Source organism: Nesiotobacter zosterae (genome assembly GCF_033843645.1).
In the GTDB taxonomy this organism is placed as follows: domain Bacteria; phylum Pseudomonadota; class Alphaproteobacteria; order Rhizobiales; family Stappiaceae; genus Pseudovibrio; species Pseudovibrio zosterae.
This window is the reverse complement of sequence record NZ_JAWXVZ010000014.1, coordinates 59,612-86,470: the sequence shown is the minus strand read 5'-3', so window position 1 is coordinate 86,470 and position 26,859 is coordinate 59,612. Positions and strand designations below refer to the sequence as shown.

The following is a 26,859-nucleotide window of genomic DNA, read 5'->3' as shown; positions in this document are numbered from 1 at the left end:
ACGGACACCGATATGCCCGCTACCGGGGTCTGACAGCTGTAACCTGGCAGTGCCTGTTGGCTGCCGCCGCCCAAAATATCAAGAAAATTGCCCTGGCTATGAACACCAAAACACAAGCTACGGTGGCGTAAGTCGCAAGGGGTAGTTTTAGGCCGCGCCGCAGACCTAAAAAACGAAAACCCCGCCAAAAATATGACGGGGTTTGTCATCAATCTGAGGCGGCTTTTGAAGCCGCCTTTTTTACATTGATCAGGGTGTGAGCGCTGTCAGTCGATTGACATGCCCCATTTTTCGGCCGTCTCGGGTCTCTGCCTTGCCATAAAGGGTAAGGCGGGCGTTCGGCTCGCTCAGGATGCTCTGCCAAGCATCTGCGTCATGTCCAATCAGGTTTTCCATGACCACATCACTGGTGCGGCCCGGGTTGCCAAGCGGCCAGCCTGCAATGGCGCGGACGTGCTGCTCGAACTGAGAAACCGGGCACGCGTCTTCGGTCCAGTGACCTGAGTTGTGTACGCGGGGGGCGATCTCGTTCACCAAGAGATCGTAGCCTTCTTCCTCATTGGCGACGGCAAACATCTCAACGCCCATGACACCCACATATTCAAGACCGGCTGCAATCTGTGCGGCCATCTCCAGTGCGGCGGTTGCGACTTCCCGTGGAATGTCCGCTGGCACGGTCGAGGTCTTGAGAATGTGGTTTGTGTGAATGTTTTCAGCAGGATCATAGCAGCGGATGTCGCCATCCACGCCGCGAGCCACGAGTACGGAGATTTCCTTGTCAAACGGGATCAGGGCTTCCAGAATTGCAGGCTGGTCGCCAATTACTTCAAGGGCGTTGGCCTCATCCTCTTCGGAGCGGATCATGGCCTGCCCCTTACCGTCATATCCAAAGCGCCGTGTCTTCAGCACACCTTGTCCATCAAAAAATGACAGGGCTGTCTTCAGATCCGTATCAGTGTCCACGGCATAAAAGCCCGCAACCGCAACGCCTGCTTTCTCACGCAGGAACGTTTTTTCCGCAAGCCGGTCCTGAGAAACGGTGAGCGCCAGTGGACCGGGGCGTACGGTGCACCGCGCTTCCAGAAAGTCAGCTGTTTCGCCGGGCACATTCTCGAACTCGTAGGTGACGACTGATACGCTAGCAGCGAACTTTTCCAATGCTTCCAGGTCGTCGTAGGCCGCAATTGTCGTTTCTGCGGCGCAATCAAACGCTGGACTGTCCGCATCTGGACAGTAGATGTGGGACTTTAGGCCGAGTCGTGTCGCGGCCTGCGCGATCATTCGTCCCAATTGGCCTCCACCCAAGATGCCAATGGTATCGCCAGGCTTCAGAACCTTTTCAGAGGTGCTCATGATCTGAAATCCTTACTGGTCTGTCTCGTCTACGGGCGCTTCTGCAACAGAGTCGCGCTGGTTGGCGCGCCATGCATCCAGCCTGTCGGCCAGCTCGCGATCACTCAGTGCGAGAACTGCGGCGGCCATCAGCGCGGCGTTTACAGCGCCTGCACGGCCAATGGCCAATGTTCCCACTGGCACTCCCGCGGGCATTTGCACGATGGAAAGCAGGCTGTCCTGACCACTCAAGGCTTTGGATTGGACAGGAACGCCAAACACCGGCAGTGGGGTCATGGCAGCGGCCATGCCGGGCAGGTGTGCTGCTCCCCCGGCGCCTGCGATAATGACTTTGAAACCGTCCTCGCGGGCGTTCCTTGAAAACTCGTAGAGCCGCTCTGGTGTTCTGTGGGCAGAAACGATCTTGGCCTCGTGTTTAACGCCGAGGGCATCAAGCGTGTCGGCGGCGTTCTTCATTGTAGCCCAGTCAGACTGGCTTCCCATGATAATAGCAACGGGTGGGCGGCTGGCCTCTGCCATCAATCGTTCCTTCGCTGGCGGTGAAAAGATGCGCGGATTATAGGCATGAAGTGCCTTCGCGCAAGCGGTTGAAGCCCAAATGCTATTGGGCTGAATTTCAGCGCTACGCGATGATATCCGGGCGTAGCTGAGCCTCAAGCTGTTTGATGTGATCTTTGAGTTGAAGCTTCTTCTTTTTCATGCGCTGCAGCTGAAGCATGTCGGCCCGGCCAGTCTCTATGAGAGCCTGAATCGAACTGTCCAGATCGCGGTGTTCAAGACGCAACTCGACAAGTTTTTGCCGTACTTCGTTTTGGAAGGGCTCAACGGATGACATTTCTCAGTGCAGCTTTCGTGTGTCATGGCGTCGCAGCCTTCTGCGACCTCTGATTTGCGCAAGTATACCGCGTTTTGTGGGCAAAGGTGGAAAAGATTTTCTGCTTCAGAAATATCACGCCGCGTTATCAGGTGCTTCTCTGGTTAACACCCTATCCCGTTCTTCATTCAATGGTCCTTAAACGGTGAAGTAATTTGATGCAGATCATTTAAAGTAGAGGCCGCGTTATTCTGCGTTGTATATCACCCTAAAATTACAGCCACTCATGGTTCGACAAGCTGAAATTTTAGTGCCAAGATGACAGGGTAATGACATCAACGGCAGGAGGATTTGCACCAATGTCCATCCACTCTCATCTGTCCGAACTCGAACGCCGTCATGCCACCCTTGAGCGCGAAATTGAAAGCGCTGCTCACCATCCCTCTACAGATTCCCTTGAGTTGTCCGAGCTTAAGAGACGCAAGCTCCAGATCAAGGATGAGATTTCGAAGCTTAGAACCGAAAAGGAATTGCATTAGCTTCTCGTAGCATCCTAATTTTTCAAAGCGCCAAAGCTCAGCTCTGGCGCTTTTTTATTGCGGGTTGCCTTTTTTGCTCTGTGTTGTTTGACGTTCTTGCCTTGAGTTTGTGAAAAGATCGTTCGCAGCTTAAAACGATTTAGGTCGTGTCCTCCAAGTCGTGCAAACTACTCGGAAATACACGTGAAATTTCAATTATGATTGTATATCACGGCATTTTATCTTTGAGCTAAATGCGCGGTTTTTATCTTTTCTTGCATAATCGAGTAAAAAAATAGGTCAGCAACTCTGATATTTCGCAGTGATTGCTTTTGTGCTCCCTCAAAAGCAGCCATTTGATGGCGACCCATTAGAAATACCCACAGTGTGCGCATTTGACCTCGCGACAATTTGCGCAAGTTCTACGAGGCCGAAGAATGGTTACTAATGGGGCACATGCGGGTGCATGTCATGTTTACTGAGTCGTCGGACCGGAGTCCGGTATGATATTTCCAGCCGAGCCATCCATGTTTACAAAGCTTCACCACTACAGAGACACACTGGTGTTGGCCGGTTGCCTGTTCTGCATAATGGTGGTGCTGCTATTTGGTGCCTACTGGTTCTCCCATGGTGAAGAATATGAGTTTCGTCGCCAATGGCTGTTGCTGCTGGTCATAATCCCAGGCGTTGTGCATGCATATCTGAACCGACGGACGTTGTGGCCCAAGCTCCGCAGTAGCTTGATCACATGGGCAATCGCGCTGTCCATACTCGGTTTTCCGCTGGTCTACTACGCCTTTGACGGGCGCACTTACGAGCGCTTTTTGGAGGTGCGTGTTTCTCAGGTTTCCGAGGAGCCACTTGCGGTCGTCGCTGAACGGCTGGACCGCAGGACGGTGGACCTGCTTTATGATCTGCGCCATTCCGGTATTGAGGTGCAAGATCCGGATACGACAGTGAAACAGCTGGCTGCCCAGTATGATATGCCCCTTCGGGACTTCATCCATACGCTGATCATCATTGTAAGCGATGACAAGTACCAGAAGCAGCCAGATTCAAAAGTAACCAAGGCCGACTAAGCCATCCCATATGAGCTTAAGGGCAACAAAGAACACGCCGATATAGGTTATGCGATAAAACAGCGTTTGATCGATAACCCGTACGATGCGCACGCCCGCATAGGTGGCGAGGGGAGCCAGAGGCATCAAAGCCGCTGAGGTGGCAAGGTTTGTTGTGTCAAACTGGCCGAGGAAGAAGTAGGGGATCACCTTCACGGCGTTGATGGCTGCAAAGAACACAACCGAAGTACCGGCGTAGAGCACAGGCTGCATGCCCAGCTTGAGCGTGTACATTTGGTAGGGCGGGCCTCCGGAGTGGCTCACGAAGCTGGTGAAGCCTGCCACCATTCCCCAAAAGCCACCGAGCAGCTTGTTCTCTTTTGACTTTCCATCAAGTGAGGCTGAGCCTAGCCAGTGGTTGAGCACAAATGCGAGCGATACAACACCCACGATAAGGCGCACATGGTCAGCGGTCACATAGGCAGCAGTCGCCCAGCCGATCGTGATGCCAACGCATCCAGCAGGGATCATGAGAAAAAGCACAGGCTTGTTGAAGCTGTGCCGGTAGGACAAGAGCCCAACAGCATCCATGACCAGCAGAATCGGCAACATTATTCCGGCTGCCTTAATGGGTGAGACCGCAAGGCTCATGAGAGGCACGCCGATGAGCGCAATGCCGCCACCAAAGCCGCCCTTTGACAGACCGACGATGAGAACGGCAGGGATGGCATAGAGGTAAAAAAGGGGATCGCTGATCGGGAGCATGGTCATTCGCTGGAGAGGGGCAGGGCACAACTAGTGACATTGTACACTAAGGAATGCAAGGAGGGGTGCGGCATCGCTGAAGAACAGTAATCCGAATTTACGAGAGTAGCTAGCTTGCCTTTAGGTCATCCTGTGTCACTCTAACTGCAGGTTCGTTGGTGTGCGCAGCATTCCATCAGCAAGCCATAGATTTGGGAGGACTGGGAATGGCGAGCAGGTATGCAGAGGTTTACGGGGCTTGGCAAAGCGATCCGGTCGGCTTTTGGGAAAAAGCTGCTGGGTCGATTGATTGGATGAAGCCATGGGACAAGGCCTTTGACGAGACTGCTGGGGCCTATGGCCGGTGGTTCGTCGGTGCCGAGTGCAACACTTGTTACAATTGCCTTGACCGTCATGTGTCACGCGGGCGTCCGGGGCAGCCCGCCCTGATTTATGACAGTCCAGTCACCAATACCAAGAAGAAATACAGCTACAAGAAGCTGCTTGATCACGTGATTGCCATGGCAGCTGTAATGAAAGATCATGGGGTGGAGAAGGGGGATCGCGTCCTCATCTACATGCCCATGATTCCAGAGGCGGTGATGGCCATGTTGGCTTGCGCTCGTCTCGGCGCTGTGCACTCTGTTGTGTTTGGTGGGTTTGCCGCTCATGAGCTTGCTACACGCATAAATGACGCCAAGCCCAAGCTTGTCGTTTCAGCTTCCTGCGGTATCGAGCCGGGGCGCGTTGTTCCCTACAAGCCCTTGCTTGACGACGCCATTGATCAGGCCACGCACAAGCCTGAGGCCTGCCTCATCCAGCAGCGCGAACAGGCAACCGCGGCCTTGAAGATCGGCCGGGACAACGATTTGGGAATGCTGATGCAGCAGGCGCTGTCCGCAGGGCGGCAGGTGCCATGCGAGCCGGTAGCTGCAACGGATCCGTTGTATGTGCTTTACACCTCTGGAACCACTGGGCAACCCAAGGGCGTTGTGCGCGACAATGGCGGTCATATGGTTGCGCTGAAATGGACAATGGAAAATCTCTATGGTGTTGAACCGGGAGAGGTTTTCTGGGCAGCGTCAGATGTTGGCTGGGTGGTTGGGCACTCTTACATCGTGTACGGCCCTTTGCTGCACGGGGCCACGACTGTTCTTTATGAAGGCAAGCCTGTGGGTACGCCGGATGCGGGCGCCTTTTGGCGGGTGATCTCTGAGTATCAAGTCAGTTCGCTGTTTACCGCACCGACCGCGTTTCGCGCCATCAAGAAGGAAGATCCGAGCGCGCAGCACCTGCAACGTTATGATGTCACAGGTTTGCGGTCCCTCTTTCTTGCCGGAGAGCGCGCGGATCCGGATACGATAATTTGGGCGGAGGACATTCTCCGCGTTCCGGTGATTGACCACTGGTGGCAAACCGAGACGGGATGGTGCATTGCAGGGAACCCGCTGGGGTTAGGTCCGCTGCCTGTAAAGCGTGGCTCCTCGACGGTGCCCATGCCCGGTTACCACATCGATGTGGTGGACGAGGGCGGGCAGCCGCAGGAGGCTGGCATGCTGGGCAATATCGTGGTGAAGTTGCCGCTTCCACCGGGCTGTCTGCCGACGCTTTGGGATGCGGAAGAGCGCTTTGTTGATAGCTATCTCTCTGAGTTTAAAGGCTATTATAAGACGTCGGATGCAGGTCTTCTGGATGAAGATGGCTACCTGTTCATCATGTCCCGTACCGATGACATCATCAATGTGGCCGGGCACCGTCTTTCTACAGGTGCGATGGAAGAGGCGTTGGCGGGGCACCAGGACGTTGCGGAGTGCGCGGTCATTGGTGTTGCGGATGAGCTGAAAGGCCAGCTTCCCTGTGGCTTTGTGGTGCTCAAGGATGGGGTGGACCGCACCCCTGAAACCATTGAGAAGGAGCTCATTGCGCTTGTGCGAGAGCAGATTGGCCCTGTCGCCGCTTTCAAGAAAGTTCTGGTGATCGACCGGCTGCCCAAAACCCGTTCCGGAAAGATCTTGCGGGGCACTATGAGGAGTATCGCTGACGGTCAGGAATACAAAATGCCTGCGACCATTGATGATCCGATGATCCTTGAAGAAATCGCCAGCGCTCTCAATGAAAAAGGCTTTGTAAAATCATCGTAGTTAGCGAGATATACCCAGATACCACGGGGCGTTTCATCGACACGCCGGGGTCAAATGACTAGAGTCCCCGGCGAATTTAAGAGCAAGCTGGGGGTATCATAGTGTCTCTTGCAGGAAAAACTGCGGTGGTTACCGGTGCTGCACGTGGTATCGGTTTTGCTGTCGCAAAACGCTATGTGACAGACGGTGTTCGTGTGGTTCTGGCGGATCATGACGAAAAGGCTGGTCTGGCTGCAGAAGAACAGCTGCGCGAAATCGGGGAAGCAACATTTGTCAGCTGCAATGTTGCCGAGCGTCTGGATGTACGCAATCTGGTTGCTGAGACCCTTGATGCATATGGTGAAATCGACATTCTTGTGAACAATGCAGGTATCGTCGCGACCGGCAGTTTTCTTGAGCTGAAGGAAGATGCCTTCGACAATGTGCTTGATGTGAACATCAAGGGCGCGTTCTTGTGCTCACAGATTGTGGGGCAGCATATGGTGGAGCGGGTTGAGAACGGCGGTAAACCGGGCTGCATCATCAATATGTCCTCCATCAACAGCGTTGTCGCGATTGCTGAGCAGGTTGCATATTGCGTATCAAAAGGTGCGCTAAATCAATTGACTAAGGCTAGTTCGCTGACGCTGGCGCCCTTTGGTGTCCGCGTGAACGGCATTGGGCCGGGCTCCATCAACACTGAGATGATGGCTGCGGTGAATGAGGATGAGGCTAAACGCCGTCGTGTCATGTCGCGTACGCCCATGGCCCGTATCGGTGAGCCGGAAGAAATCGCCGGGATTGCCGCGTTTCTGGCGTCGGATGACGCGAGCTACATTACCGGTCAAACCATCTTTGCCGATGGTGGCAGGTTGCCGCTGAACTACACGGTCGAAGTGGATGATTGATACAAGAAAAGGCCGGTAGATCCGGCCTTTTTCTTTTTTTACAATGGGTTATGTCGCTACTCGGACAACGCTTGTGCGCCGGTTTCAAATTGCATGCGGGCCAGTTTTGCATAGAGCCCGCCTTTGGCTACCAGTGTGTCGTGCGTTCCTTCTTCGACAATCCGGCCTGCTTCCATCACCAGAATTCGATCTGCCTTCAGCACTGTCGCCAGTCGGTGGGCGATAACGAGGGTTGTGCGGCCTTCCATGAGTTTGTCGAGTGCCATCTGTACGATTTTTTCGCTCTCTGCATCCAGTGCGCTAGTGGCTTCATCGAGCAGCAAGATTGGCGCATCCTTGAGGATTGCGCGGGAAATGGCGATGCGTTGGCGTTGACCGCCGGACAAGGTGATGCCGCGTTCGCCAATGAGGGTGTCGTAGCCTTCCTTCATGGTGAGAATGAAATCATCGGCCAAGGCCATGTGCGCAGCATCGCGGATTTGCGTTGATGTTGCGTTGGAACGACCAAAACTGATGTTTTCTGAAACGGTCATTGCAAAAATCGCCGTGTCCTGAGGCACAAGCGCGATCTGACTGCGCAGGTCTTGCGGATCGAGCTGGCGCAGGTCGTGATTGTCGACCCTGATCTCGCCGCTCTGGGGGTCATAGAACCGCATCAGCAGTTGGAAGATGGTGGACTTGCCTGCGCCGCTTGGGCCAACGATAGCGACGGTTTCACCATGACGGATTTCGAAGGAGACTTCCTTTAGAACGCCGGCCTCCGTCGCGGTGGGGTAGGAGAAGCTGATGTTGTCGAAGACCAAATGACCGCGCGCTGGCTTGTCGAGTTGCTCCGGCTTTGCCGGTGCCTTGATCTCCTGCTCAATCTCCAGCAGTTCAGAGAGTCGTTCGGCGGCGCCCGCTGCCTGTGACAGTTCTCCCCAAACCTGTGAGAGTTCACTCAAGGAACCTGCTGCGATGATGGCATAGATCAGGAACTGTGTAAGCTCGCCGCCGGTCATGCGCCCGGAGACCACATCCATGGCACCGATCCACAGAACGCCGACAATGGAGGACGCGATAATGAGGATGATGCTGCCAATCAGGATGGACCGTGCCTTGGTGGCGTGAAGCGAGGCACCAAAAGCGCGCTCTGTATCCTTTGCAAAGCGCGTGGCGGTGCGGTCTTCATTGGTGAAGGCTTGCAGGGTGCGCACCGCGCCAAGGGCCTCCGTGGCGTAGGCAACGGCGTCTGCCAGCGTGTTCTGCGCATGACGGGTGCGCGAGCGGACCGAACGGCCAAAGGCGATCAGCGGTAAAATGATGAGCGGGATGGCCAGAATCACGATGACAGACAGGCGCGGTGAGGAAATCACCATCATTATGGTGGCGCCGGAAAACATCAGCATGTGGCGCAAGGCAATGGAGGCACTCGCCCCAAAGGCGGATTTGATGAGCGCGGTGTCTGCCGTCAGCCGTGAGATTAATTCCCCCGACTTGGCGCTGTCATAAAATGAGGCGCTGAGATTCGTGAGGTGGGAAAACACATTGGCCCGCAAATCCGTGACAACGCGTTCGCCAATCCACATCACGAGGTAGTACCGCAATGAACTTGCCGTGGCGAGGACTGCGATAATGACCAGAATCCCAAGGAAATAGTCACCGATCAGCTCCGGATTATCCTTGGAAAATCCGTAGTCGATCATGTAGCGCAGCGCTATTGGCAAGATGAGTGTGACGGCTGCGGCTGTGATGAGCGCAGCTGTTGCGGCAATAACCTTGGATTTGTGCGCCAGCAAATACGGGAAGAGCGCAGCCAAAGGTTTCAATGATTTACGCTGTTTTCCGGCTTCCAATTCCGGCAGGTGAGCGTCTGTCAAAACAACCCCAACTCGTTATTTTTCAATAAGTACGCACAGATTGGGCTGATGGAGGCAAATGGCAAGCAGATTCTATTGCTATAAGACGCCTTTGCCCTCTTGTTTCCCTAGTCGCGATGGGGTATAGACCGCGACACGTTTTCTAGGCCGCGTCATAAGACGGACTGCGGCTTTTTTTCAGTTAATGCGGACAGAGCCAGCCTGACCTGAGATGGAGGCACGGCCGACGCTGAAAGGATTGGCCATGAAACAGGATATCCATCCAGACTACCACGCCATCACTGTCAAGATGACTGATGGTTCTGAGTTCATCACCCGTTCCACATACGGTTCCGAAGGTGACGTTCTTCAGCTCGACATCGACCCTTCTTCCCATCCAGCATGGACCGGTGGTGACCGCCAGCTGATGGACCGCGGTGGTCGTGTTTCCCGCTTCAAGAACAAATTCTCCGGTTTCCTGGGAAGCTAATCGCTCCGATCCGAGATGGTTCAAAAACCCCGGCGTTCGCGCCGGGGTTTTTTTATGCGCTGACGCAGCTGGAAGTCGAGGGGAAGCCTGACAGGAGTCGATAGCCGGTTTCCTTCGTGATCAAGCAGTTGTTAAACCTGAAACCATCGCCATGCTCACGGGTGAGTGTCGCCTCCGTCTCTTGGATGTGGAAACGATAAACAGGAGACACCTATGCGCTTTACCTTCTCAAGCTGCCTGTTTGCGCTGGCGGCACCATGTGTTCTGGCGGTACCCGCTCATGCGGCTCAGTGCATTACGTTGGAGAGTGTTCAGCTCTCAGCCAATCTGGATACGAATGAAGATGAAGGTTCCCATATCGGCAAGCATGTGGCTGGTTTTGGGATTTATAGTGATGCACCGGCCGATAAGCCCACTATGGCCAGCACTTTTTTTGAAGGCGAAGATCAGTATGACGCTGTAAAGGCGGTGTTTCTAGCCAGCGGTGCCGGCGATTGTGATGAGACCGTCTCGACCAGCAATGTTGTGATCACTTTAGGGGCGGCCGACTTTACGGCGGATACAGCACCATTTGCCGGGTATGATTGTGTTGCTGACGGTATCCGCACCGTCACGAACCCTTTTGCGACCGCGCCGCGGACTTACTGCACGCGTGTGGATGAAGCCTCCAAGTTCACGCCGACCAACATGACCTTTGTTGTGAAATGGAACGCAGACGAGAGTAAGTGGTTCACCCTTACCGCTTACCCGAAGCGCTAAGGTGGCGTGACCTGCCTTAATCCAGCGGATGGGTTTGGGGTGTGCCGTGGGCGGCGTGCCAACGGCTGCGGGGTTTTCCAAGCAGGCTGGGCAGTCCGAGGCGCAGCATTTCCTGTTGGATGCGCGGCAAAGCTTCCCGAGGGATTCTGATCTTCTTCAGGCATTCAATGGAGCGGGCAGAGAGCAAGCCTTCGCTGCTCTGTGCGATGGTCTGCGGCTTGTCCAAAAAGGTCCATGATCCTTTCAGGCGGTTGCCGCGCGCCCGGCCCAGATTACGATTGCGCGCTTCTGGGTCTGGGGTGAACGCAAAATGGTGCAGCTTGCCGCCATGAAGGGTCCAGCATGCGGTCTGTGAGCGGCAGGCAATCGGAGCGTACAGTTTCCTGAGCAGGCCCGTGTTCTGGCTGGTCAGTTCTTCGTTCACCGCGTCGATGGCGGACAGCGTACGCTGGTCGGTTATGAGATCCTGCGCTTGAAAGGAGAGCTGGAGCGCGTCTTCAAGATAGACTGTGCTTGCCTGATTGAGGCGTACCTGACAATCGAGATCTGAAGAGCCCGGCATTTCCTGATAGGTGAGTGTGATGCTGTTGTGCTGGTTGAGGCGATAGGCGTTCAACACATAGAGCGCCATGTCGTCGTTGCTTCGAGCCTTGTGATGAGCTTCCAGCGCCTCGCAGAGCGCGGCCAGAGGACTTTCATGCCATTGCAACAGGCGCGAGGGCAGGCCGTTTTGCTGCATGGCGATCAAGGTCTCCAGCTTGCTGACGCTCATGCCACGCTCTCGGGCAAAGTCTGCTGTGAGGTTGCTCTCATCGTGGTGGGTGATCTGATCCGGGTCGGGCAGGAGAGCAGATGGTTCTGCGGTCTGGGTATATCTGGGCTGGGCCCGATACCAAAGCCCGGAGCTGAGTGGGCGGGGGAAGCCATCATCGGTGAAGCCGAGCGGGGCAATGGGGTCCTTGTTAAGCAAAGCGCTAAAGATCTCAATGGGCTTGCTCAGGCACTCAAGCAGATCTGCCAAGGAGGTCAAGACCAGAGGTTTCTGGTCCTTTTGCAAGACGATGCGTGCTTCGCTGTCAGAAGCTGGTGTCATACCCGTGTCCTTTGCCCGGCGCGGTGATCGCTGGCATTGAGGCCTGCGCGCTCTATTCGCTAGCCTAGCGAAAACCAAAGGGCGTGGCCTCCGGCATTTTTGCGGGACCTTGGGTATCTGGGGGCGTGGGTTTTACTTCCCGAAAACAGCGTTTAGCTGGGACAGCTGGGCGGCGATTGGGTTGTCATTGGCGGTAAGCGGCTCAGACATCCGCTCTTTGACCAGCATGTTGTCCATGTGGATGATGCGGTCTTGAAGGCGCACGGAGCGGCTGATGAGGTTTTTCAGGTTGTCTGGCAGCTTGTTCCAGGAGGGAACTTCCAGCTTGCCGGAATTGCGCTCAAGACGAACCTTGTTTTTTTCGCTGTGAGCCTGATCCGGGCTCATCTCACCTTCGTTCACTGCCCGCTGCAGCAACAGCCACGAGGCAAGTTGCATGAGGCGCGTGGTCAGGCGCATGGATTCAGTAGAGTATGCGAGGGCGATTGAGCGATCCAAGTCGCGCGATTCTTCCCGCCCCAAACCATCGAGGTAGGTTGCGGTCTCTTCCACCAGGGTCATGCCTTCACGGAACAGACTGTCGAAGTTTCCGGAGCTCACCAATCTGGTCGCAAAGGATAGGGTCTCTTGGCGGTCTACTTTTGGTAACTCACTCATTACTCGTCTCGCGATACTTGCTGTGACTTTTACCCCTTTGCGTCCCAAACTGAAACACGCGTTTTAGCTTCAGGATCCCAAACTGGTTACCAAGAGTTTAATGGCGTGCCGGTCTGGTGCAAGGAGCGTTGGCTCAAAACAAGAGCCGCAAACTCCGTGCCAAGATTCCGTTTGTGGAAGGTGGGTGCAACTAGCCCTACTACGAAAAACCGGAATTGCAAAAAAAAGAGCCGCGGATGGCGCGGCTCTGAAGTGGTTTAACAGGGAGGCGTCAAACAGAGCGGAAGGTCCGCTCCGATCCAGCTCGCTGGACAGGTATATTGATAGAATACATAGGTTAATACATGGTTAATGAATGCATATCTACTTGCCTCTTACCTTGAGTCCACAGGGTTTGTTTTAATTTAAATTTCAATCATTGATTGAGTTTACTTGAAAAGGCTTTGGGCGGCTTGCGACGCTGAGGCCTTGGATTCTAACTCTTTTTCAGTCCGGGCAATCTCGGCGTGCAAATTGGAGATGCGTTCTTTCAGCTCGGTTACTGACAAGTTCTCCAAAGACTCACCTACTACGATTTCACGGAGGCTTTTCTTTTGTGGTTCATCGTCGTCGAACAGACCCATGGCGTTTTACTCCAAAATACCGGGGGCTGCGGTCTGCATGCCCTGAGTCGCAAGCTTAGCAAAACGAGCAGCCTATTGTGAGAGGCAGCTTGGCGCACTAAAACCAAGTGTGGAAGTGCGCCAGGTGCGCACAACTCAAAGAGGAGGACCATGCAGATGCGTGCTGTAGCAATTACCGAGCCCGGTGGCCCTGAAGTGCTCAAGCTTGAAGAGCGGGAGCAGCCTGTTCCGGGACCCGGTGAGGTTTTGATCCGAGTGGTCGGGGCTGGGGTGAACCGGCCTGATGTGTTGCAGCGTGCGGGTGCCTATCCACCGCCCAAGGGGGCGTCTGACCTGCCGGGCCTTGAGGTCTCAGGGCTTGTTGCCGACGTGGGGGCGGGTGTTACAGAGTGGGAAGCGGGGGACGCTGTACTGGCGTTGACGCCCGGCGGCGGGTATGCCGAGTTCTGCGTGACGCCAGCGGCGCAGGTGCTGCCCATCCCTCACGGACTGAGCTTCATGGAAGCTGCCGGGGTGGCGGAGACCACGTTTACCGTGTGGTCCAACCTGTTTGACCGAGTTGGCCTTGCCGCTGGTGAGAGCTTTCTGGTTCATGGCGGAACATCCGGCATTGGTACCACGGCCATTCAGCTGGCCAAGGCCATGGGCGCGACCGTATTTGCCACTGTTGGTTCCGATGAAAAAGCGGAGGCGGTGAAAGCGCTGGGCGCCGACCACGTGATCAACTACCGCACACATGCCTTTGAAAAGGAAGTGCTGCGGCTCACCGACAATGAAGGGGTGAATGTGATCCTCGATATGGTGGGTGGCGACTATGTGGAACGCAATTGGATTGCTGCGGCCGTGGAAGGGCGTATTTGCCAGATTGCAACGCTCAACGGGCCAAGCAAGAACGTGAACTTCTCTCGTCTCATGGTGAAACGGTTGATGCATACAGGATCAACCCTGCGGCCCCGTTCCATTGACTTCAAAGGAGCTATTGCGGCAAGCTTGCGGGAGAAGGTCTGGCCCCTCTTTGAAAATGGGCAGGTGCGCGTGGTCATGGACCAGGTGTTTGACCTTGAAGAAGCTGCTCAGGCCCATGCACGGATGGAGAGTTCCGGGCACATTGGAAAGATCGTTCTCAAGGTCTCTGAACCTTGATGATAAGCCGCTGAGGAGATGCGGCAGATTTTCCCAGATCTGAGCAAATTCTTTGCCATCAAGCTATTTGCTTTTCGGAAACTGTGTGCGTATATTGCGGTCAAGTTTCCCGAAAACTCCAAGAACATTCGGCTTATTCTCTCTGGAAATGAGAGGGCGAGCACACAGGAGGGTTATATACAATGGCCAACGCGCCGTTAATGCCAAAGGCCACTGCGGTCTGGCTGGTTGATAACACAGCCCTGAGTTTCGAACAGATTGCTGCCTTCTGTAAGCTGCATCCGCTGGAAGTGAAGGCAATTGCAGATGGTGAAGCTGCGCAGGGCATTAAAGGTCTTGATCCGGTGCTGACCGGTCAGCTGACCCGTGACGAAATCGAGAAGGCTCAGAACAACCCAAGCTATCGCTTGCACGTTCAGGAGTCCAAGGTGCGCGTGCCTGAGCAGAAGCGCAAAGGCCCACGCTATACGCCTGTGTCTCGCCGTCAGGACCGTCCGAACGCGATCCTGTGGCTGGTGAAGAACCATCCGGAATTGCTGGATGCGCAGATCATGCGTCTGGTTGGCACCACCAAGCCAACCATTGAAGCGATCCGCGAGCGTACGCACTGGAACTCTGCAAATCTGGTGGCCATGGACCCGGTAACGCTGGGCCTGTGTTCTCAGATCGAGCTGGACATGGAAGTGGAGAAGGCTGCGAAGAACGCACCGCCACGTCCTGAAGGCGAGCAGCTGCCGGATACGCTGATCCCGGTTGAAGAAACCACAAATGAAGATGCAATGGCTGCTGCCTTTGCGAAGCCTGCGCCCAAGTCTACTCCGGAAGAAGAGCAGTATGACGCGGATGCAGTGTTTGCGAAGCTGAACGCCAAGAAGTCGGATTCCGATGAGGATGACGATGAGGACGAGCGCTACTAAGCGCCTTGCTTCTTTACTTGGATAAATGCAAAAAGCCGCTCTCAGTTGAGGGCGGCTTTTTTGTTGCTTGTGACTGTGGGTCTAGCGCTGTGTCAACTTCAGCTCGATGCGGCGGTTGCGGGCATACGCCTCTTCCGTGCTGCCATCTTCCAACGGCTGAAACTCGCCAAAGCCTGCGGCGACCAACCGGTCTGGAGACACGCCGCGGCTGATGAGGTATTGCACCACGGAGATTGCGCGGGCTGCGGACAGCTCCCAGTTGTTGCGCAGGCGGCCCGTGCCGGAGAGCGGACGGGCATCCGTGTGGCCATCCACACGCAGGACCCATTCGATCTCATCCGGGATTTGCTGTTCAAGCTCCAGGATGGCGTCGGCCAGAATGGTCAGCTGGGATTGGCCTGCCGGGTTCAGCTGGTCCTGACCTGTCGAGAACAGGACTTCCGACTGGAACACGAAACGGTCGCCTACCACTTCAATGTCGGAGCGCTGCGCAAGGATCTCGCGAAGGCGGCCAAAGAAGTCCGAACGGTAGCGGGAAAGCTCCTGCACGCGCTGGGCCAAGGCCACGTTGAGGCGTTTGCCAAGGTCTGCGATCTTGGTCTGACTTTCGCGGTCCCGGTCCTCAGAGGCTTCCAGAGCGTCTTCCAGAGCCGCAATCTGGCGGCGCAGGGCGGAGATCTGCTGGTTCAGCAGCTCGACCTGAGCCAAAGCGCGGGCGCTGACCTGCTTTTCACCCTCCAACTGGCCTTGTAGCGTGGAAATGCGGCCATCGGCGTCCTCAATTGCGCCGGAGCGGGTGTCCAGAATGCCCTGCAGGCGGGCGCGTTCGGTGTTGGCGTCGTCCAGATCGAACTGCAGATTTGCAATTGTTGCTTCCAGATCACCCACATTGGCCTTTTCCAGAGCAAGAAGCTCGGTGAGCTCGGCAATCTGCTGGTTGAGGCGGTTCAGTACCGTGTCACGGCCAGAAAGCTGCTGCGACAGGAAGAACTGGGCGATCATGAAGACGGAAAGCAGGAAGATGAAGACCAGCAGGAGTGCGGACATCGCATCCACAAACCCCGGCCAGTAGTCCTCCGTGCCGCGTTCGCCACGGCGATTACGAGCCATCGCCATGGATTACTCCCTTGCTTTTTCCCGCTCAACTTCCTGAGTGAGCACTTTAAGGAGGCGCTCAACGCGGCGCTGCTGCATGGATTGGGCTTCAGCCCACTCGCGCATCATCTTTTGCTCGGAGCGGACATGCTGAACAAGGCCTTGAATGCCTTCTGCCAGATTGCTCATGGCAGCGTTGGCTTGATCGTCAGAACCCGCAGAGCCGCCCTTGTTCTCTTCCAGCGTCTTGCGCAGCTTTTCGAGCGCGAACGCCAGATCGGCATTGGAGGCGGTCGCGGAGATCGCGCCGTCTTCCGGCTCAAGGTCGGTCACGGTGGAGAGCCAGTCTTCCAGCTCAAGGTAGAAACGGTTTTGCGCCTGTCCTGCCTGCAGATCAAGGAAGCCGAGGATCAGGGAGCCAGCAAGGCCGAGCAGCGAGGATGAGAACGCAATGCCGAGGCCGGACATCTGGCTGGTGATGCCGGAGATAAGGTCCTCGAACAGAACTGTTGCATCGCTACCGCCAACATTCAGCGACTGAACCGTAACGGCCACCGCAGACACGGTTGCCATCAAGCCCCAGAAGGTGCCGACCAGACCAAGGAACACCAGAAGGCGGGTGAGGTAGCGGGAGATCTCGCGGGATTCATCAAGGCGCGTGCCGATGGAATCGAGCAGAGAGCGCATGGTCACCGGCGAGATGGTCATGTCACCGGCCTTGTTGCCAAGAAGCGTGGCCATGGGAGCCAGCAACACGGGCGGGCGGCGCACTTCAAGGCGCGGGTCGCCAATGCGGAAGCCGTTCACCCAAGAAACTTCAGGGATGAGGCGAATGACTTGCCGGAATCCGAGGATGATACCAAGAACACCAACGCCAACGATCAGGCCGTTCAGCGCGGGGTTGGCCATGAAGGCATTGGAAATCTGGCTGATGAGCACGAAGGCTACAAAGCCCGCCAGCACCAGAAAGATTATCATGCGCCACAGGTAGACCTGCGGACTGGACAAACTGTAAGGATCAAAGTCGCGTGCCATAAGCCCGAATGTATCAGTTGGTTAACGATACATGTAGATAGCGCGATTTCCGGTCTCATGGAAACCGGAAATCATGGTTAACGCGAAAAGAACTATTGAAACCGCTGTGTTATTTACTGCAGAGCGGGGACAAGGCGCGCTTTAAGTGCGTGCCTTGGTCAGAAGTTCTTTGATCTGCAGGTGGGTGAATTCGTTACCTGCAATGACGGAACCGGTATCAAGCATCTTCTCACGGCCGTCAGCGTCGGAGACAAATCCACCCGCTTCACGAATCATGAGGATGCCTGCTGCCATGTCCCATGGCTTGAGGCCGTTTTCCCAGAACGCGTCGAGGCGGCCTGCTGCAACCCACGCCATATCGATGGCGGCGGCACCTGCACGGCGGATACCTGCAACTTCACCCATGATATGACGCATTTCGCGCAAGGTGCGGCCGTGGTCGCCCACGCCGATGAACGGAATGCCTGTGCCGATGACACAGTCGGTCAGGTCCTTGCGCTGCGCAACGCGCATGCGGCGGTCGTTGAGGAAGGCCCCTGCGCCGCGTTCTGCGGTGTAGAGCTCGTCCATGATCGGGTTGTAGATGACGCCTGCAACGATTTGGCCCTGACGCTCCAGTGCGATGGAGACACCGAAGATCGGAATGCCGTGCAGAAAGTTGGTTGTGCCATCGAGTGGATCGACGATCCAGCGATGCTGACCATCCTGAGACTCGATCTCACCGGATTCTTCCATCAGGAAGCCGAATTTTGGACGAGCCTTCTGCAGTTCGTCGCGAACGATTTGCTCGGCCTTGTGGTCTGCCTGAGAAACGAAGTCGCCTGGACCCTTGCGGGAGACCTGAAGGTTTTCGATTTCACCGAAGTCGCGGGCCAGAGAGCGGCCAGCCTTGGTGGCAGCCTGTACCATGACGTTGAGGAGGGCTGAACGCGCCATTTTATTTCACCATTATTGTCGGGGAGGGCAGGGAGCTGCCCTCCGCATTGATTGTATCAGGTGTTGCGTGAAGGATGCGCTTAGTCAGCGCGGCGGACGTACTCAACAGTTTCAGTGTCTACCACGATCTTTTCACCAGCGGTGATGAACGGAGGCACCATGCAGCGTACGCCGTTTTCAAGGACGGCTGGCTTGTAAGAGGAAGACTGCGTCTGCCCCTTAACAACAGCGTCTGCTTCAACAATCTGAAGTGTGACGTGGTTTGGCAGAGAAATGCCGATTGGCTTTTCTTCGTGCAATTCAACGGTCACCATCATGCCATCTTGCAGGAATGCAGCGCGCTCACCAACGAATTCCTTTTGCAGCTCAAGCTGCTCGTAGCTCTCGGTGTCCATGAAGACCAGCATTTCGCCTTCTTCGTAGAGGAACTGGAAGTCCTTCTGCTCGAGGCGGACGCGTTCTACGGATTCAGTTGCACGGAAACGCTCATTGAGCTTGCGGCCGTCCAGCAGGTTCTTCATTTCCACCTGAGCAAAGGCACCGCCCTTACCTGGTTTCACGTGCTGAACCTTAACTACCGCCCAAAGCGTGTCCTGGTGCTGCAGAACGTTGCCTGGCTTGATCTCATTACCGTTGAGTTTCATCAGATATACCGATCAATTTAGTGTCGAAATTCTTGAAGGCTTGCGCTGTCTGGCTTGTATCCATCGCAGCAAAACCTGTGTTGGGCCTGTCCACCATAAAACGTCGCGAGTTTCAAGGAAAAAGCACCGCCGCAGGCCTGTTAAATGGCGCTTGGGATATCTTTTTCTGCCCCGGAGCTGGCGTTGTTAACTGCCAATCGTCTCGCGTAGCTGCTGGCCGATCTCACCGGCTCGCAGGCTGACTTGTTCCTGCTCTTCCAGCGAGAGAGATTTGGCCATTTCATCCAGTTCGCTGTCGAAGATGCCCCGAGAGCTGGCATGGATCTGCCACGCTGCAGCTTCAATGGTGTTTACCGGGCGCCCGCGGCCATGAAGATAGAGCTTGGCCAGTCGGTTCATGGCAATCGGGTTGCCTGCAAAAGCGGCCTTTTCGAACCAGTCTGCCGCCTCGCGTTCGTTGGGGGCGACACCCTCACCCTTGAAGAGCTGAATGGCATATTGCACCTGGGCCTCGACCACACCGCGACGGGCAGCGCGGCCAATCCAGTAGGAGGCGCGCAGGTCATCGCGCAGCTCTTCATCCCCTTCAAGCAGCAGGATGCCAAGGGAGTACATCGCATCTGCATCCCCGCTTTCTGCAGCCGCTTCGAAGAGTTCTTTGGCGCGCTTCTGGTCGACATCGACCGACTTGCCGGATTGGTAGAGCAGGCCGAGATTGTACTGGGCTTCTGGCAGGTTGGCCTTGGCGGCAATTTCGAAAAGCTTGGCGGCCTCGGCGGTGTCCTTGTCACGGCCCAGACCCGCAAGGTATAGCATCCCCAGCCGCAGGGCGGCCTGAGGGTCGCCCTCGTTGGCGGCAAGTTCATACCATTCGGCGGCCTTTTTCAGGTCCAGCGGAACGCCGCGTCCGGTTTCGTAAAGCACGCCGATCAATGTCTTGGCTGCGGTGCGTCCTTGCTCGGCGCTGCGTGTGGCAAGGGCGAGTGCCGACAGATACCAGCCGCGCTGAAATGCTCCGTAAGCGAGGTCCGCATCTGGGCGGATGCCTGCGGAGATATCGGTGTTGCCGCTCAGTGCATCGGTCTGCAAAGGCGGCTTGACCATGAATGGCGAGATCAGGATTTGAGGTTGGCTGAGCGCGGCGTCACTGCGCGGTGGCAGTACGCTGTCCTCTTCCTCAGCGCCGGATTGCGCAAACGCTGGCGCTGCCAAAAGGCAGGCCATGGCTAGTCCAGTGGTCCGGCGCAGAAAACCTCGCATCGATTACTCCTCTGAATCTGGCAGGGTCACTTGCTCAAGAATGGCATTGGCCTGCTGGACGGCCGCTTTCGGGCCTTCCGGATGGGTCCAGATCGCCTCGCGCAGGGCCACAAACTCTGCATGTGTTTCCGCGCATGGTTTCACGGAGTCCAGGGAGGTGCCACCCAGAACAACGCATGGGGTCTCAAAAACTTCTGCCCACCATGAGCCGAAGTCCAGTGTCTTTGGATGGGCTTCCGGGGTCTGTTCCAGATCAAGCAGACCAAAGAACACATAGTCCACGCCCATGGAGGCAATGGTCATGGCTTCATGGCGTGTCTTGACGCCTGAGTGGCCAATGATCTTTTCTTCCTGAAAGTCGCGCATGACTTCTTCCAGCGCGGCATCGCTGCCAACAAAGTGAAGACCATCAGCGCCGGAACGGCCCATGATCTGTGTGTTGTTCTCAACCAGCGCTGCGGCGTCAGCAGCCTGAATGATCGGTACGAGCTTCTTTGCGGTGCGCTGCAGGTCGGCTTCAGTGGCGTCGGGCATGGAAATGAGCACGCACGCTACATCGCCGCCTTCTAAAGCCTCTTCCAGCATTGGCGCAAACGCATCGCAGTCGAACTGAGGTGGCGTGATCAGGTAAAGACGTGGGTGCACGTGACAAGCTCCGAATTCTGTGGGCCCAAGGGGAGCGGCGGCTGTGCGCGCTCAAGTTTGTGATGTTCTAAACAGCGTCTTGGGAAAGATTTCAAGTCAATAACGGCAAAAGAGGGGCCGGTGGGCCCCTCTCTCGCACAATTTGCAGGGTGTCGCTAGGACTTATGCGTTTTCAAGCGCAACAACACCTGGAAGCTCTTTGCCTTCGAGCCACTCGAGGAATGCACCACCAGCGGTAGAGACGTAAGAGAAGTCTGCGCCTGCACCCGCGTGGTTCAGGGCTGCAACAGTGTCGCCGCCGCCAGCAACGGTCTTGAGCGTGCCAGCCTTGGTCTTTTCAGCCGCGTACTGAGCTGCTGCAACGGTTGCCTTGTCGAAAGGAGCGATTTCGAATGCGCCGAGTGGACCGTTCCATACAAGGGTCTTGGCAGCGTCGATCTTCGCCTTCACAACTTCGATGGAAGCTGCGCCAACGTCGAGCATCATTGCGTCTGCCGGAATGGCGTCCAGAGCAACGGTTTCGTTCTTTGTGTTTGCTGCAAATTCCCATGCAACAACAGCGTCTGTAGGCAGAACGATTTCGCAGTTTGCCTTTTCAGCTGCGGCCATGATGCGGTTCGCAGTGTCTGCAAGGTCGTGCTCGCACAGGGACTTGCCAACGTTCACGCCCTTGGCTGCGAGGAAGGTGTTTGCCATGCCGCCGCCGATGACCAGCATGTCCACCTTGGACACGAGGTTTTCGAGCAGGTCGATCTTGGAGGAAACCTTCGCGCCGCCAACAACCGCCAGAACAGGACGCTCTGGAGTGGACAGAGCGGACTGGAGCGCTTCGAGTTCAGCCTGCATGGTGCGGCCAGCGTAGGCTGGAAGCAGCTTTGCAATGCCTTCGGTGGAACCGTGAGCGCGGTGTGCTGCGGAGAAAGCGTCATTCACGTAGATGTCGCCGTTTGCCGCCAGTTCCTTTGCGAACTCAGGATCGTTCTTTTCTTCGCCCTTGTAGTAGCGGGTGTTTTCCAGAAGAAGAACGTCGCCTGCAGCCATTGCTTCGATTGCAGCCTTGGCGGTTTCGCCGATGCAATCTTCTGCGAATGCGACTGGCTTGCCGAGCAGTTCAGCAACTGCCGGCGCAACTGGTGCCAGGCTCATGTCTGCAACTTTTTCGCCCTTTGGACGACCGAAGTGCGCAAGCAGGATTACCTTGCCGCCAGCTTCGGAGATTTCCTTGATGGTTGGCAGAACGCGCTCGATACGGGTGGTATCGGTAACCTTGCCGTCCTTCATTGGAACGTTGAGGTCGACGCGTGTCAGCACGCGCTTGCCGGAAAGTTCAGCATCGCTGAGTGTTTTGAAAGACATCGGTGTCTCCGGGATCATCTGTGTGCGGCGATATTGGCCTGCACGTGTCCAGAATCGTCAGATGGCGCGCTCTTCTTGAAAAGGCTCGTCGCATCAGGCGGAAAGACGCAGGGATGCAGACGGTCGGGAGCCCAGAGGCGCGCTCATGCGTACAGGGTAAAAAGGGCCGCTCGCGCGGCCCTTTTTCAAATTAGATGAGCTTTGCCATCGCGATAGCTGTGTCAGCCATGCGGTTGGAGAAGCCCCATTCGTTGTCGTACCAGGTGAGGATACGAACCATCTTGCCTTCCATGACCTTGGTCTGGTCCATGTGGAAGATGGAGGAATGTGGGTCGTGGTTGAAGTCGGTGGAAACGTTAGGCAGATCGGTGTAGCCGAGAACGCCCTTCAGTTCACCTTCAGCAGCTGCCTTGATTGCAGCGTTGATTTCTTCAACGGTGGTGTCCTTCTTCGCTTCAAACACCAGGTCCACAACGGAAACGTTTGGCGTAGGTACGCGGATTGCAACACCGTCCAGCTTGCCAGCCAGTTCAGGCAGAACCAGGCCAACAGCCTTAGCAGCACCTGTGGAGGTTGGGATCATGGACAGAGCCGCTGCACGTGCGCGGTACAGGTCCTTGTGCATTGTGTCGAGGGTTGGCTGATCACCAGTGTAGGAGTGAATGGTGGTCATGAAACCCTTTTCAATGCCAACAGCCTTGTCCAGAACCGAAGCTACTGGAGACAGACAGTTGGTGGTGCAAGACGCGTTGGAAACAACGAGGTCTTCAGAAGTCAGGGTGTCGTGGTTTACGCCGTACACGATGGTCTTGTCAGCGCCAGCTGCAGGAGCAGAAACCAGAACGCGCTTTGCGCCAGCTTCAAGGTGCAGAGCAGCCTTTTCCTTTGCAGTGAAAATGCCGGTGCATTCCATTGCAATGTCGATGCCCATTTCGCCCCAAGGCAGTTCCTTAGGATCGCGGATCGCGGTTACCTTGATTGGGCCACGGCCAACGTTGATGGAGTCACCGTCTACAGTTACTTCTGCAGGGAACTTACCGTGCACGGAGTCGAAACGCAGCAGGTGAGCGTTGGTTTCAACTGGGCCGAGGTCGTTAATGGCGACAACTTCGATGTCAGTGCGACCAGATTCGATGATTGCACGAAGAACGTTACGTCCAATGCGGCCGAAGCCGTTGATGGCTACCTTTACTGCCATTTTAAACCTCATTCGGTGTCTTGCGCCGAGGCGCGTTTTTTATTTTCGCCGGCAACACCGCCGGCCGTACGTAGGAAGCCCTGCCGAAGAGCAGGGCTTACCAAGTCTTATTCTGCAGATTCAGCGGGCAGTCGCTTTTCGACTTCGCCCACTACACCATCTGCAGTGATCCCAAAGTGCTCGTAGAGTTCTTTGTAAGGTGCTGAAGCGCCAAATCCTGTCATGCCGACAAAACCACCGTCTGGGCCGATGAAGCGATCCCAACCCTGACGAATGCCGGCTTCAACGGCAATCTTGATCGGGCTGTCGCCAATGATGTCGGCCTTGTACGCGTCGGACTGTTCTTCAAACAGCTCGAAGCTTGGAACGGAAATTACGCGGCTCGTGATGCCCTTTGCTGCCAGCTTGTCGCTTGCTTCCAGTGCGATCTCGATTTCGGAGCCAGTGGCAAAGAGTGTGACCTGAGCCGCATCGTCGCTATCTTTTAGCACGTATGCGCCCTTGGCACACAGGTTCTTTGCTTCGTATTCCTTACGAACGGAAGGCAGGTTCTGACGGGTCAGAGCGAGAATGCTTGGGCCATCCTTGTGCTGAAGGGCGAGCTGCCAGCATTCAAGTGTTTCTGTGATGTCTGCCGGACGGAAGAAGCGCATGCCCGGAATCGCACGCAGCGCTGCGAAATGCTCGACAGGCTGGTGGGTTGGGCCGTCTTCACCCAGGCCGATGGAATCGTGGGTCATCACGTGGATGACGCGCTGATTCATCAAAGAGGCCAGACGCAGAGATGGGCGGCAATAATCAGAGAAGATCAGGAAGCCACCGGAATAAGGGATCAGGCCGCCATGGAGCGCCATGCCGTTCATAGCTGCTGCCATGCCGTGCTCGCGAATGCCCCAGTGGATGTAACGACCAGAGAAGTCGTCTGGCGTGACAGAAGCGGTCTGTTCGGTCTTGGTATTGTTGGAGCCAGTCAGGTCAGCAGAGCCGCCGATGGTTTCCGGAATAATACCGTTGAGAACCTTGAGAACAGCCTCAGAAGATTTGCGGGTCGCCATGGTTGGCTGAGTTTCCGCCAGTTCCTTCTTGTAGTCCTGAACGGCCTGTTCGAAGGTCATTGGCAGATCGCCGCGCAGACGGCGTTCAAACTCAAGACGCAGCTCTGTATCAGCAGCTTCGAAGCGCTCTTCCCAGTCCTTGCGCGCCTGCGCGGAGCGCAGCGCAGCAATACGCCATGCGTCGCGAACGTCGCTTGGTACGTCAAAGGCTTCTGCATCCCAACCGAGAGCCTTGCGGGCTTCTGCGATTTCAGCTTCGCCGAGCGGGGAGCCGTGAACCTTGTTGGTGCCAGCCTTGGTTGGTGCACCAAAACCGATCGTGGTCTTGGCCGCGATCATGGTTGGCTTGTCGCTTTCCTTGGCCGCAGTCAGTGCCGCTTCGATTGCCTCTGGATCGTGTCCATCGATTTCGATGGTGTTCCAGCCGGAGGCCTGGAAGCGTGCAATCTGGTTGGTGCTGTCAGCAAGAGAAACGGAACCATCAATGGTGATGTCGTTGTTGTCCCAGATCACAACCAGCTTGTTCAGCTTCAGGTGACCTGCAAGGGACAACGCTTCCTGAGAGATGCCTTCCATGAGGCAGCCGTCGCCAGCAAGCACGTAGGTGAAGTGGTTGACGAGATCGTCACCAAAGCGGGCGCTCTGCAGCTTTTCTGCGATCGCCATGCCAACGGCATTGCCAAGCCCCTGGCCGAGTGGGCCGGTGGTGGTTTCAATGCCAGCGCCGTGACCGTATTCCGGGTGGCCACAGGTGCGTGAACCCATCTGACGGAAACGCTTCAGCTCATCGATGGAGAAGTCTTCGTAACCGAGCAGGTGCAGAACGGAATAGAGCAACATGGAGCCGTGACCTGCGGACAGCACGAAGCGGTCGCGGTCGGCCCAATTCGGGACATTCGGATCGAACTTGAGAAACTTAGTGAAGAGTACGGTCGCTATGTCGGCGGCACCCATAGGGAGGCCTGGGTGACCGGACTTCGCCTTTTCAACCGCGTCCATGGAGAGGAAGCGAATTGCGTTGGCCATCCGGTTGTGTTTATCGAGATCGGTCATCTTTATCCCGTTGCTCGACCCGGCGGGCAGCCGGGCTTCAGTCAATGAAACAGTGGTTCCAGCCTTACATCTGCAGCCCTTGCCCCTGGGGCAGTCTTCAAATCAGATGCCTTAGCCATTCGTTTAACAGCAGGAGACATATCACCTCGCTCCGTTGAGTCAATTAAACTCGGCATTGAGCGCGTAAGTAATGCTTCTTAATCCTGCGTAAGTTCTGTCGCACTGACATAATTTATGCGGCGGAATAGGACCACAGATTGTAGAGGCTTGGTAGTACGGAGAAGTGCGTGTTTGTGTATAATTCGCTTCGTGATTGAGCGTTTTTGATCGATTGCATTCATCTTCGGCGAGAATAATGTCCTTGGCGGTCAGCCCGGAAAATTGTTTCAAGCGTTATGCTTCGGTGCATTTGCTAACATATAATGTGAATAAAGCGTGGGAAACGAGGGCATCCATGAGAAACCATGGCATAGTTGAGCGCAAAGCGCAGATTGTGCATTGCGTGCCCCTCCCTCGGGGCTGTACTGAATGACTTGGTTAACAAGATATGCATGTCGAAGGTGGAGATGGAAAACGGGCAGGATCTGGACAAGGCATTTGAACGCCTGACTGCCGCCATCGGAAAGCTGGAGGCGGCAGCGGGCCGGAGACTGGCGCAAGACAAGTCCGTTGAGGCGCTTGAAGACGATCTGCAACGGCTCGCTGAGGACCGCTCGCAACTGGCCGCAACACTTGATGAGGCGGAAGCGCGCGCTGAGCGTTTGGAATCAGTAAACCGTGAGGTTTCGCGCCGTTTGGTGTCCGCCATGGAAACCATCCGCACTGTACTCGTAAAGCACGGAGGCTAGCCGGTGCCACAGATTACTGTCAGCATTAATGGCCGCAGCTTCCGCATGGCGTGCGACGAGGGTGAAGAAGAGCGTTTGCTCGGCCTGGCCAAGAAGTTTGATGACAACATCAACATGCTGCGCGGCAGCTTTGGTGAAATTGGTGACCTGCGCCTGACGGTGATGGCAGGCATCATGGCGACGGATCAGGCTTCTGAGGCGGTGCGCCGTGCTGAAAAGCTGGCGAGTGAAAAGCAAGAGCTGGAAGAACGCTTGGAAATTGAGAAGGCCGCCCTTCAGCAGAAACTGGAAGGCATGACCGAAGCGCGTTCTGGCCGTGAGCGGGAGCTTGCCGGAAAGGTGGGCGAGGTCGCTGGCCAAATTGAGAAGCTGGCTGACAAACTGGCTAATATGCCAGGCTCATCAGTTGAGAATAATGAGGAAAGTGACGCCCACTGAAATGCTGCGCTGGCATTCTGGGAGTTCCTTCACTATATGATGGATCGGCGTCGCTGCGCGGTGCGTCAGAAATTAACTTATCCCCGGGGCCTTACGCATTCCTTCGGGAGCTGTACCTGTCCTTGCTCGTGGGCTTGGGCACACGGCGCCCACCTACTTTGTAGGTTCTCCGGGATTGCATCAATTTCGACGGCCGAGGTGGCACGCCTCTTTTTTACTCCGTGATTTTCCGGCACAGTTTAAGTCCATGACAACTGTGAT

Annotated in this window: 27 protein-coding genes and 1 other RNA gene; 11 read left to right on the top strand and 17 right to left on the bottom strand. The window is 55.9% G+C overall.

The genetic code is table 11. From position 1 onward, the window contains the following. Positions 1-249: 249 nt before the first annotated feature. The 3 genes from Q3Y58_RS17925 to Q3Y58_RS17915 all read right to left on the bottom strand — a co-directional run bounded on the left by Q3Y58_RS17925 (position 250) and on the right by Q3Y58_RS17915 (position 2,188). Entirely contained in the window at positions 250-1,353 is a 1,104-nt protein-coding gene (locus Q3Y58_RS17925) for a 5-(carboxyamino)imidazole ribonucleotide synthase (protein ID WP_319623195.1), read from the bottom strand. Between the two features lie 12 nt (positions 1,354-1,365). Continuing rightward, on the bottom strand, positions 1,366-1,872 hold the full coding sequence (gene purE / locus Q3Y58_RS17920; protein WP_319623194.1) for a 5-(carboxyamino)imidazole ribonucleotide mutase: 507 nt from the start codon (positions 1,870-1,872) through the stop codon (positions 1,366-1,368). 103 nt (positions 1,873-1,975) lie between these two features. Next, a complete protein-coding gene (locus tag Q3Y58_RS17915) occupies positions 1,976-2,188 on the bottom strand; it encodes a YdcH family protein (protein ID WP_274220034.1) in 213 nt (70 codons plus the stop codon). 338 nt (positions 2,189-2,526) lie between these two features. Here Q3Y58_RS17915 and Q3Y58_RS17910 point away from each other — a divergent pair, with 338 nt between their 5' ends. After that, the gene (locus tag Q3Y58_RS17910) at positions 2,527-2,706 is read left to right on the top strand and encodes a YdcH family protein (RefSeq protein WP_274220035.1); all 180 of its coding nucleotides are present in this window, start codon (positions 2,527-2,529) and stop codon (positions 2,704-2,706) included. Between the two features lie 482 nt (positions 2,707-3,188). Beyond that, positions 3,189-3,764 carry a hypothetical protein gene (locus Q3Y58_RS17905; protein WP_274220036.1) on the top strand — a complete coding sequence of 192 codons (576 nt, stop codon included), beginning with the start codon at positions 3,189-3,191 and terminating at the stop codon, positions 3,762-3,764. Here Q3Y58_RS17905 and Q3Y58_RS17900 read toward each other — a convergent pair. After that, complete coding sequence (locus tag Q3Y58_RS17900) at positions 3,741-4,508, bottom strand: sulfite exporter TauE/SafE family protein (RefSeq protein ID WP_319623193.1); 768 nt, start codon at positions 4,506-4,508, stop codon at positions 3,741-3,743. The genes Q3Y58_RS17905 and Q3Y58_RS17900 overlap by 24 nt on opposite strands. Positions 4,509-4,714: 206 nt before the next feature. Here Q3Y58_RS17900 and Q3Y58_RS17895 point away from each other — a divergent pair, with 206 nt between their 5' ends. Beyond that, positions 4,715-6,628 carry a propionyl-CoA synthetase gene (locus tag Q3Y58_RS17895; RefSeq protein ID WP_274220038.1) on the top strand — a complete coding sequence of 638 codons (1,914 nt, stop codon included), beginning with the start codon at positions 4,715-4,717 and terminating at the stop codon, positions 6,626-6,628. A 101-nt stretch (positions 6,629-6,729) separates the two neighbouring features. After that, a complete protein-coding gene (locus tag Q3Y58_RS17890) occupies positions 6,730-7,515 on the top strand; it encodes an SDR family NAD(P)-dependent oxidoreductase (protein WP_319623192.1) in 786 nt (261 codons plus the stop codon). A 56-nt stretch (positions 7,516-7,571) separates the two neighbouring features. On the opposite strand, the gene Q3Y58_RS17885 is transcribed toward Q3Y58_RS17890, so the two are convergent. Continuing rightward, the gene (locus tag Q3Y58_RS17885) at positions 7,572-9,374 is read right to left on the bottom strand and encodes an ABC transporter transmembrane domain-containing protein (RefSeq protein ID WP_319623191.1); all 1,803 of its coding nucleotides are present in this window, start codon (positions 9,372-9,374) and stop codon (positions 7,572-7,574) included. A 244-nt stretch (positions 9,375-9,618) separates the two neighbouring features. Between Q3Y58_RS17885 and rpmE the strand changes: the two genes are divergently transcribed. Next, a complete protein-coding gene (gene rpmE, locus Q3Y58_RS17880; protein WP_274220041.1) occupies positions 9,619-9,843 on the top strand; it encodes a 50S ribosomal protein L31 in 225 nt (74 codons plus the stop codon). 213 nt (positions 9,844-10,056) lie between these two features. Then, positions 10,057-10,602 carry a hypothetical protein gene (locus tag Q3Y58_RS17875; protein WP_319623190.1) on the top strand — a complete coding sequence of 182 codons (546 nt, stop codon included), beginning with the start codon at positions 10,057-10,059 and terminating at the stop codon, positions 10,600-10,602. A 16-nt stretch (positions 10,603-10,618) separates the two neighbouring features. Here Q3Y58_RS17875 and Q3Y58_RS17870 read toward each other — a convergent pair whose 3' ends face one another. The 3 genes from Q3Y58_RS17870 to Q3Y58_RS17860 form a co-directional block, all read right to left on the bottom strand. Beyond that, complete coding sequence (locus Q3Y58_RS17870; RefSeq protein WP_319623189.1) at positions 10,619-11,695, bottom strand: hypothetical protein; 1,077 nt, start codon at positions 11,693-11,695, stop codon at positions 10,619-10,621. 132 nt (positions 11,696-11,827) lie between these two features. Continuing rightward, positions 11,828-12,352: a protease adaptor protein RcdA gene (rcdA, locus tag Q3Y58_RS17865; RefSeq protein WP_274220044.1), complete on the bottom strand. Its 525-nt coding sequence runs from the start codon at positions 12,350-12,352 to the stop codon at positions 11,828-11,830. A 428-nt stretch (positions 12,353-12,780) separates the two neighbouring features. Further along, positions 12,781-12,975 carry a DUF1192 domain-containing protein gene (locus Q3Y58_RS17860; RefSeq protein WP_274220045.1) on the bottom strand — a complete coding sequence of 65 codons (195 nt, stop codon included), beginning with the start codon at positions 12,973-12,975 and terminating at the stop codon, positions 12,781-12,783. Positions 12,976-13,131: 156 nt separating this feature from the next. On the opposite strand from Q3Y58_RS17860, the gene Q3Y58_RS17855 reads away from it, so the two are divergent. Further along, positions 13,132-14,118 carry an NAD(P)H-quinone oxidoreductase gene (locus tag Q3Y58_RS17855; protein WP_319623188.1) on the top strand — a complete coding sequence of 329 codons (987 nt, stop codon included), beginning with the start codon at positions 13,132-13,134 and terminating at the stop codon, positions 14,116-14,118. 182 nt (positions 14,119-14,300) lie between these two features. Then, positions 14,301-15,035, top strand: a complete 735-nt coding sequence (locus Q3Y58_RS17850) for a DUF1013 domain-containing protein (RefSeq protein ID WP_319623187.1) — start codon at positions 14,301-14,303, stop codon at positions 15,033-15,035. A gap of 81 nt (positions 15,036-15,116) precedes the next feature. Here the strand turns inward: Q3Y58_RS17850 and Q3Y58_RS17845 are convergent, their stop codons facing one another. The 9 genes from Q3Y58_RS17845 to tkt form a co-directional block, all read right to left on the bottom strand. After that, positions 15,117-16,151 (bottom strand): peptidoglycan -binding protein, encoded by a 1,035-nt coding sequence (locus Q3Y58_RS17845; protein ID WP_319623186.1) that lies wholly within the window; start codon positions 16,149-16,151, stop codon positions 15,117-15,119. Between the two features lie 3 nt (positions 16,152-16,154). Further along, a complete protein-coding gene (locus Q3Y58_RS17840; RefSeq protein ID WP_319623185.1) occupies positions 16,155-17,165 on the bottom strand; it encodes a flagellar motor protein MotA in 1,011 nt (336 codons plus the stop codon). Between the two features lie 141 nt (positions 17,166-17,306). Next, on the bottom strand, positions 17,307-18,101 hold the full coding sequence (locus Q3Y58_RS17835) for an inositol monophosphatase family protein (RefSeq protein WP_274220050.1): 795 nt from the start codon (positions 18,099-18,101) through the stop codon (positions 17,307-17,309). 80 nt (positions 18,102-18,181) lie between these two features. Next, complete coding sequence (gene efp / locus Q3Y58_RS17830; RefSeq protein WP_274220051.1) at positions 18,182-18,745, bottom strand: elongation factor P; 564 nt, start codon at positions 18,743-18,745, stop codon at positions 18,182-18,184. 186 nt (positions 18,746-18,931) lie between these two features. Further along, positions 18,932-20,005: a tetratricopeptide repeat protein gene (locus tag Q3Y58_RS17825; protein ID WP_319623184.1), complete on the bottom strand. Its 1,074-nt coding sequence runs from the start codon at positions 20,003-20,005 to the stop codon at positions 18,932-18,934. A gap of 3 nt (positions 20,006-20,008) precedes the next feature. Next, entirely contained in the window at positions 20,009-20,650 is a 642-nt protein-coding gene (locus Q3Y58_RS17820) for a thiamine phosphate synthase (protein ID WP_274220053.1), read from the bottom strand. Positions 20,651-20,812: 162 nt separating this feature from the next. Then, a complete protein-coding gene (locus Q3Y58_RS17815; RefSeq protein ID WP_319623183.1) occupies positions 20,813-22,006 on the bottom strand; it encodes a phosphoglycerate kinase in 1,194 nt (397 codons plus the stop codon). 190 nt (positions 22,007-22,196) lie between these two features. Then, positions 22,197-23,204: a type I glyceraldehyde-3-phosphate dehydrogenase gene (gene gap, locus Q3Y58_RS17810; protein WP_319623182.1), complete on the bottom strand. Its 1,008-nt coding sequence runs from the start codon at positions 23,202-23,204 to the stop codon at positions 22,197-22,199. A gap of 107 nt (positions 23,205-23,311) precedes the next feature. After that, on the bottom strand, positions 23,312-25,312 hold the full coding sequence (gene tkt, locus Q3Y58_RS17805; RefSeq protein WP_319623181.1) for a transketolase: 2,001 nt from the start codon (positions 25,310-25,312) through the stop codon (positions 23,312-23,314). A gap of 551 nt (positions 25,313-25,863) precedes the next feature. Here tkt and Q3Y58_RS17800 point away from each other — a divergent pair. From Q3Y58_RS17800 to ssrS, 3 genes are all read left to right on the top strand, one after another. Next, a complete protein-coding gene (locus tag Q3Y58_RS17800; protein WP_319623180.1) occupies positions 25,864-26,160 on the top strand; it encodes a DUF4164 domain-containing protein in 297 nt (98 codons plus the stop codon). Positions 26,161-26,163: 3 nt separating this feature from the next. After that, complete coding sequence (locus tag Q3Y58_RS17795) at positions 26,164-26,598, top strand: cell division protein ZapA (protein ID WP_274220058.1); 435 nt, start codon at positions 26,164-26,166, stop codon at positions 26,596-26,598. 47 nt (positions 26,599-26,645) lie between these two features. Continuing rightward, a non-coding RNA gene (gene ssrS / locus Q3Y58_RS17790) (6S RNA) lies at positions 26,646-26,806 on the top strand. Positions 26,807-26,859 lie beyond the last annotated feature (53 nt).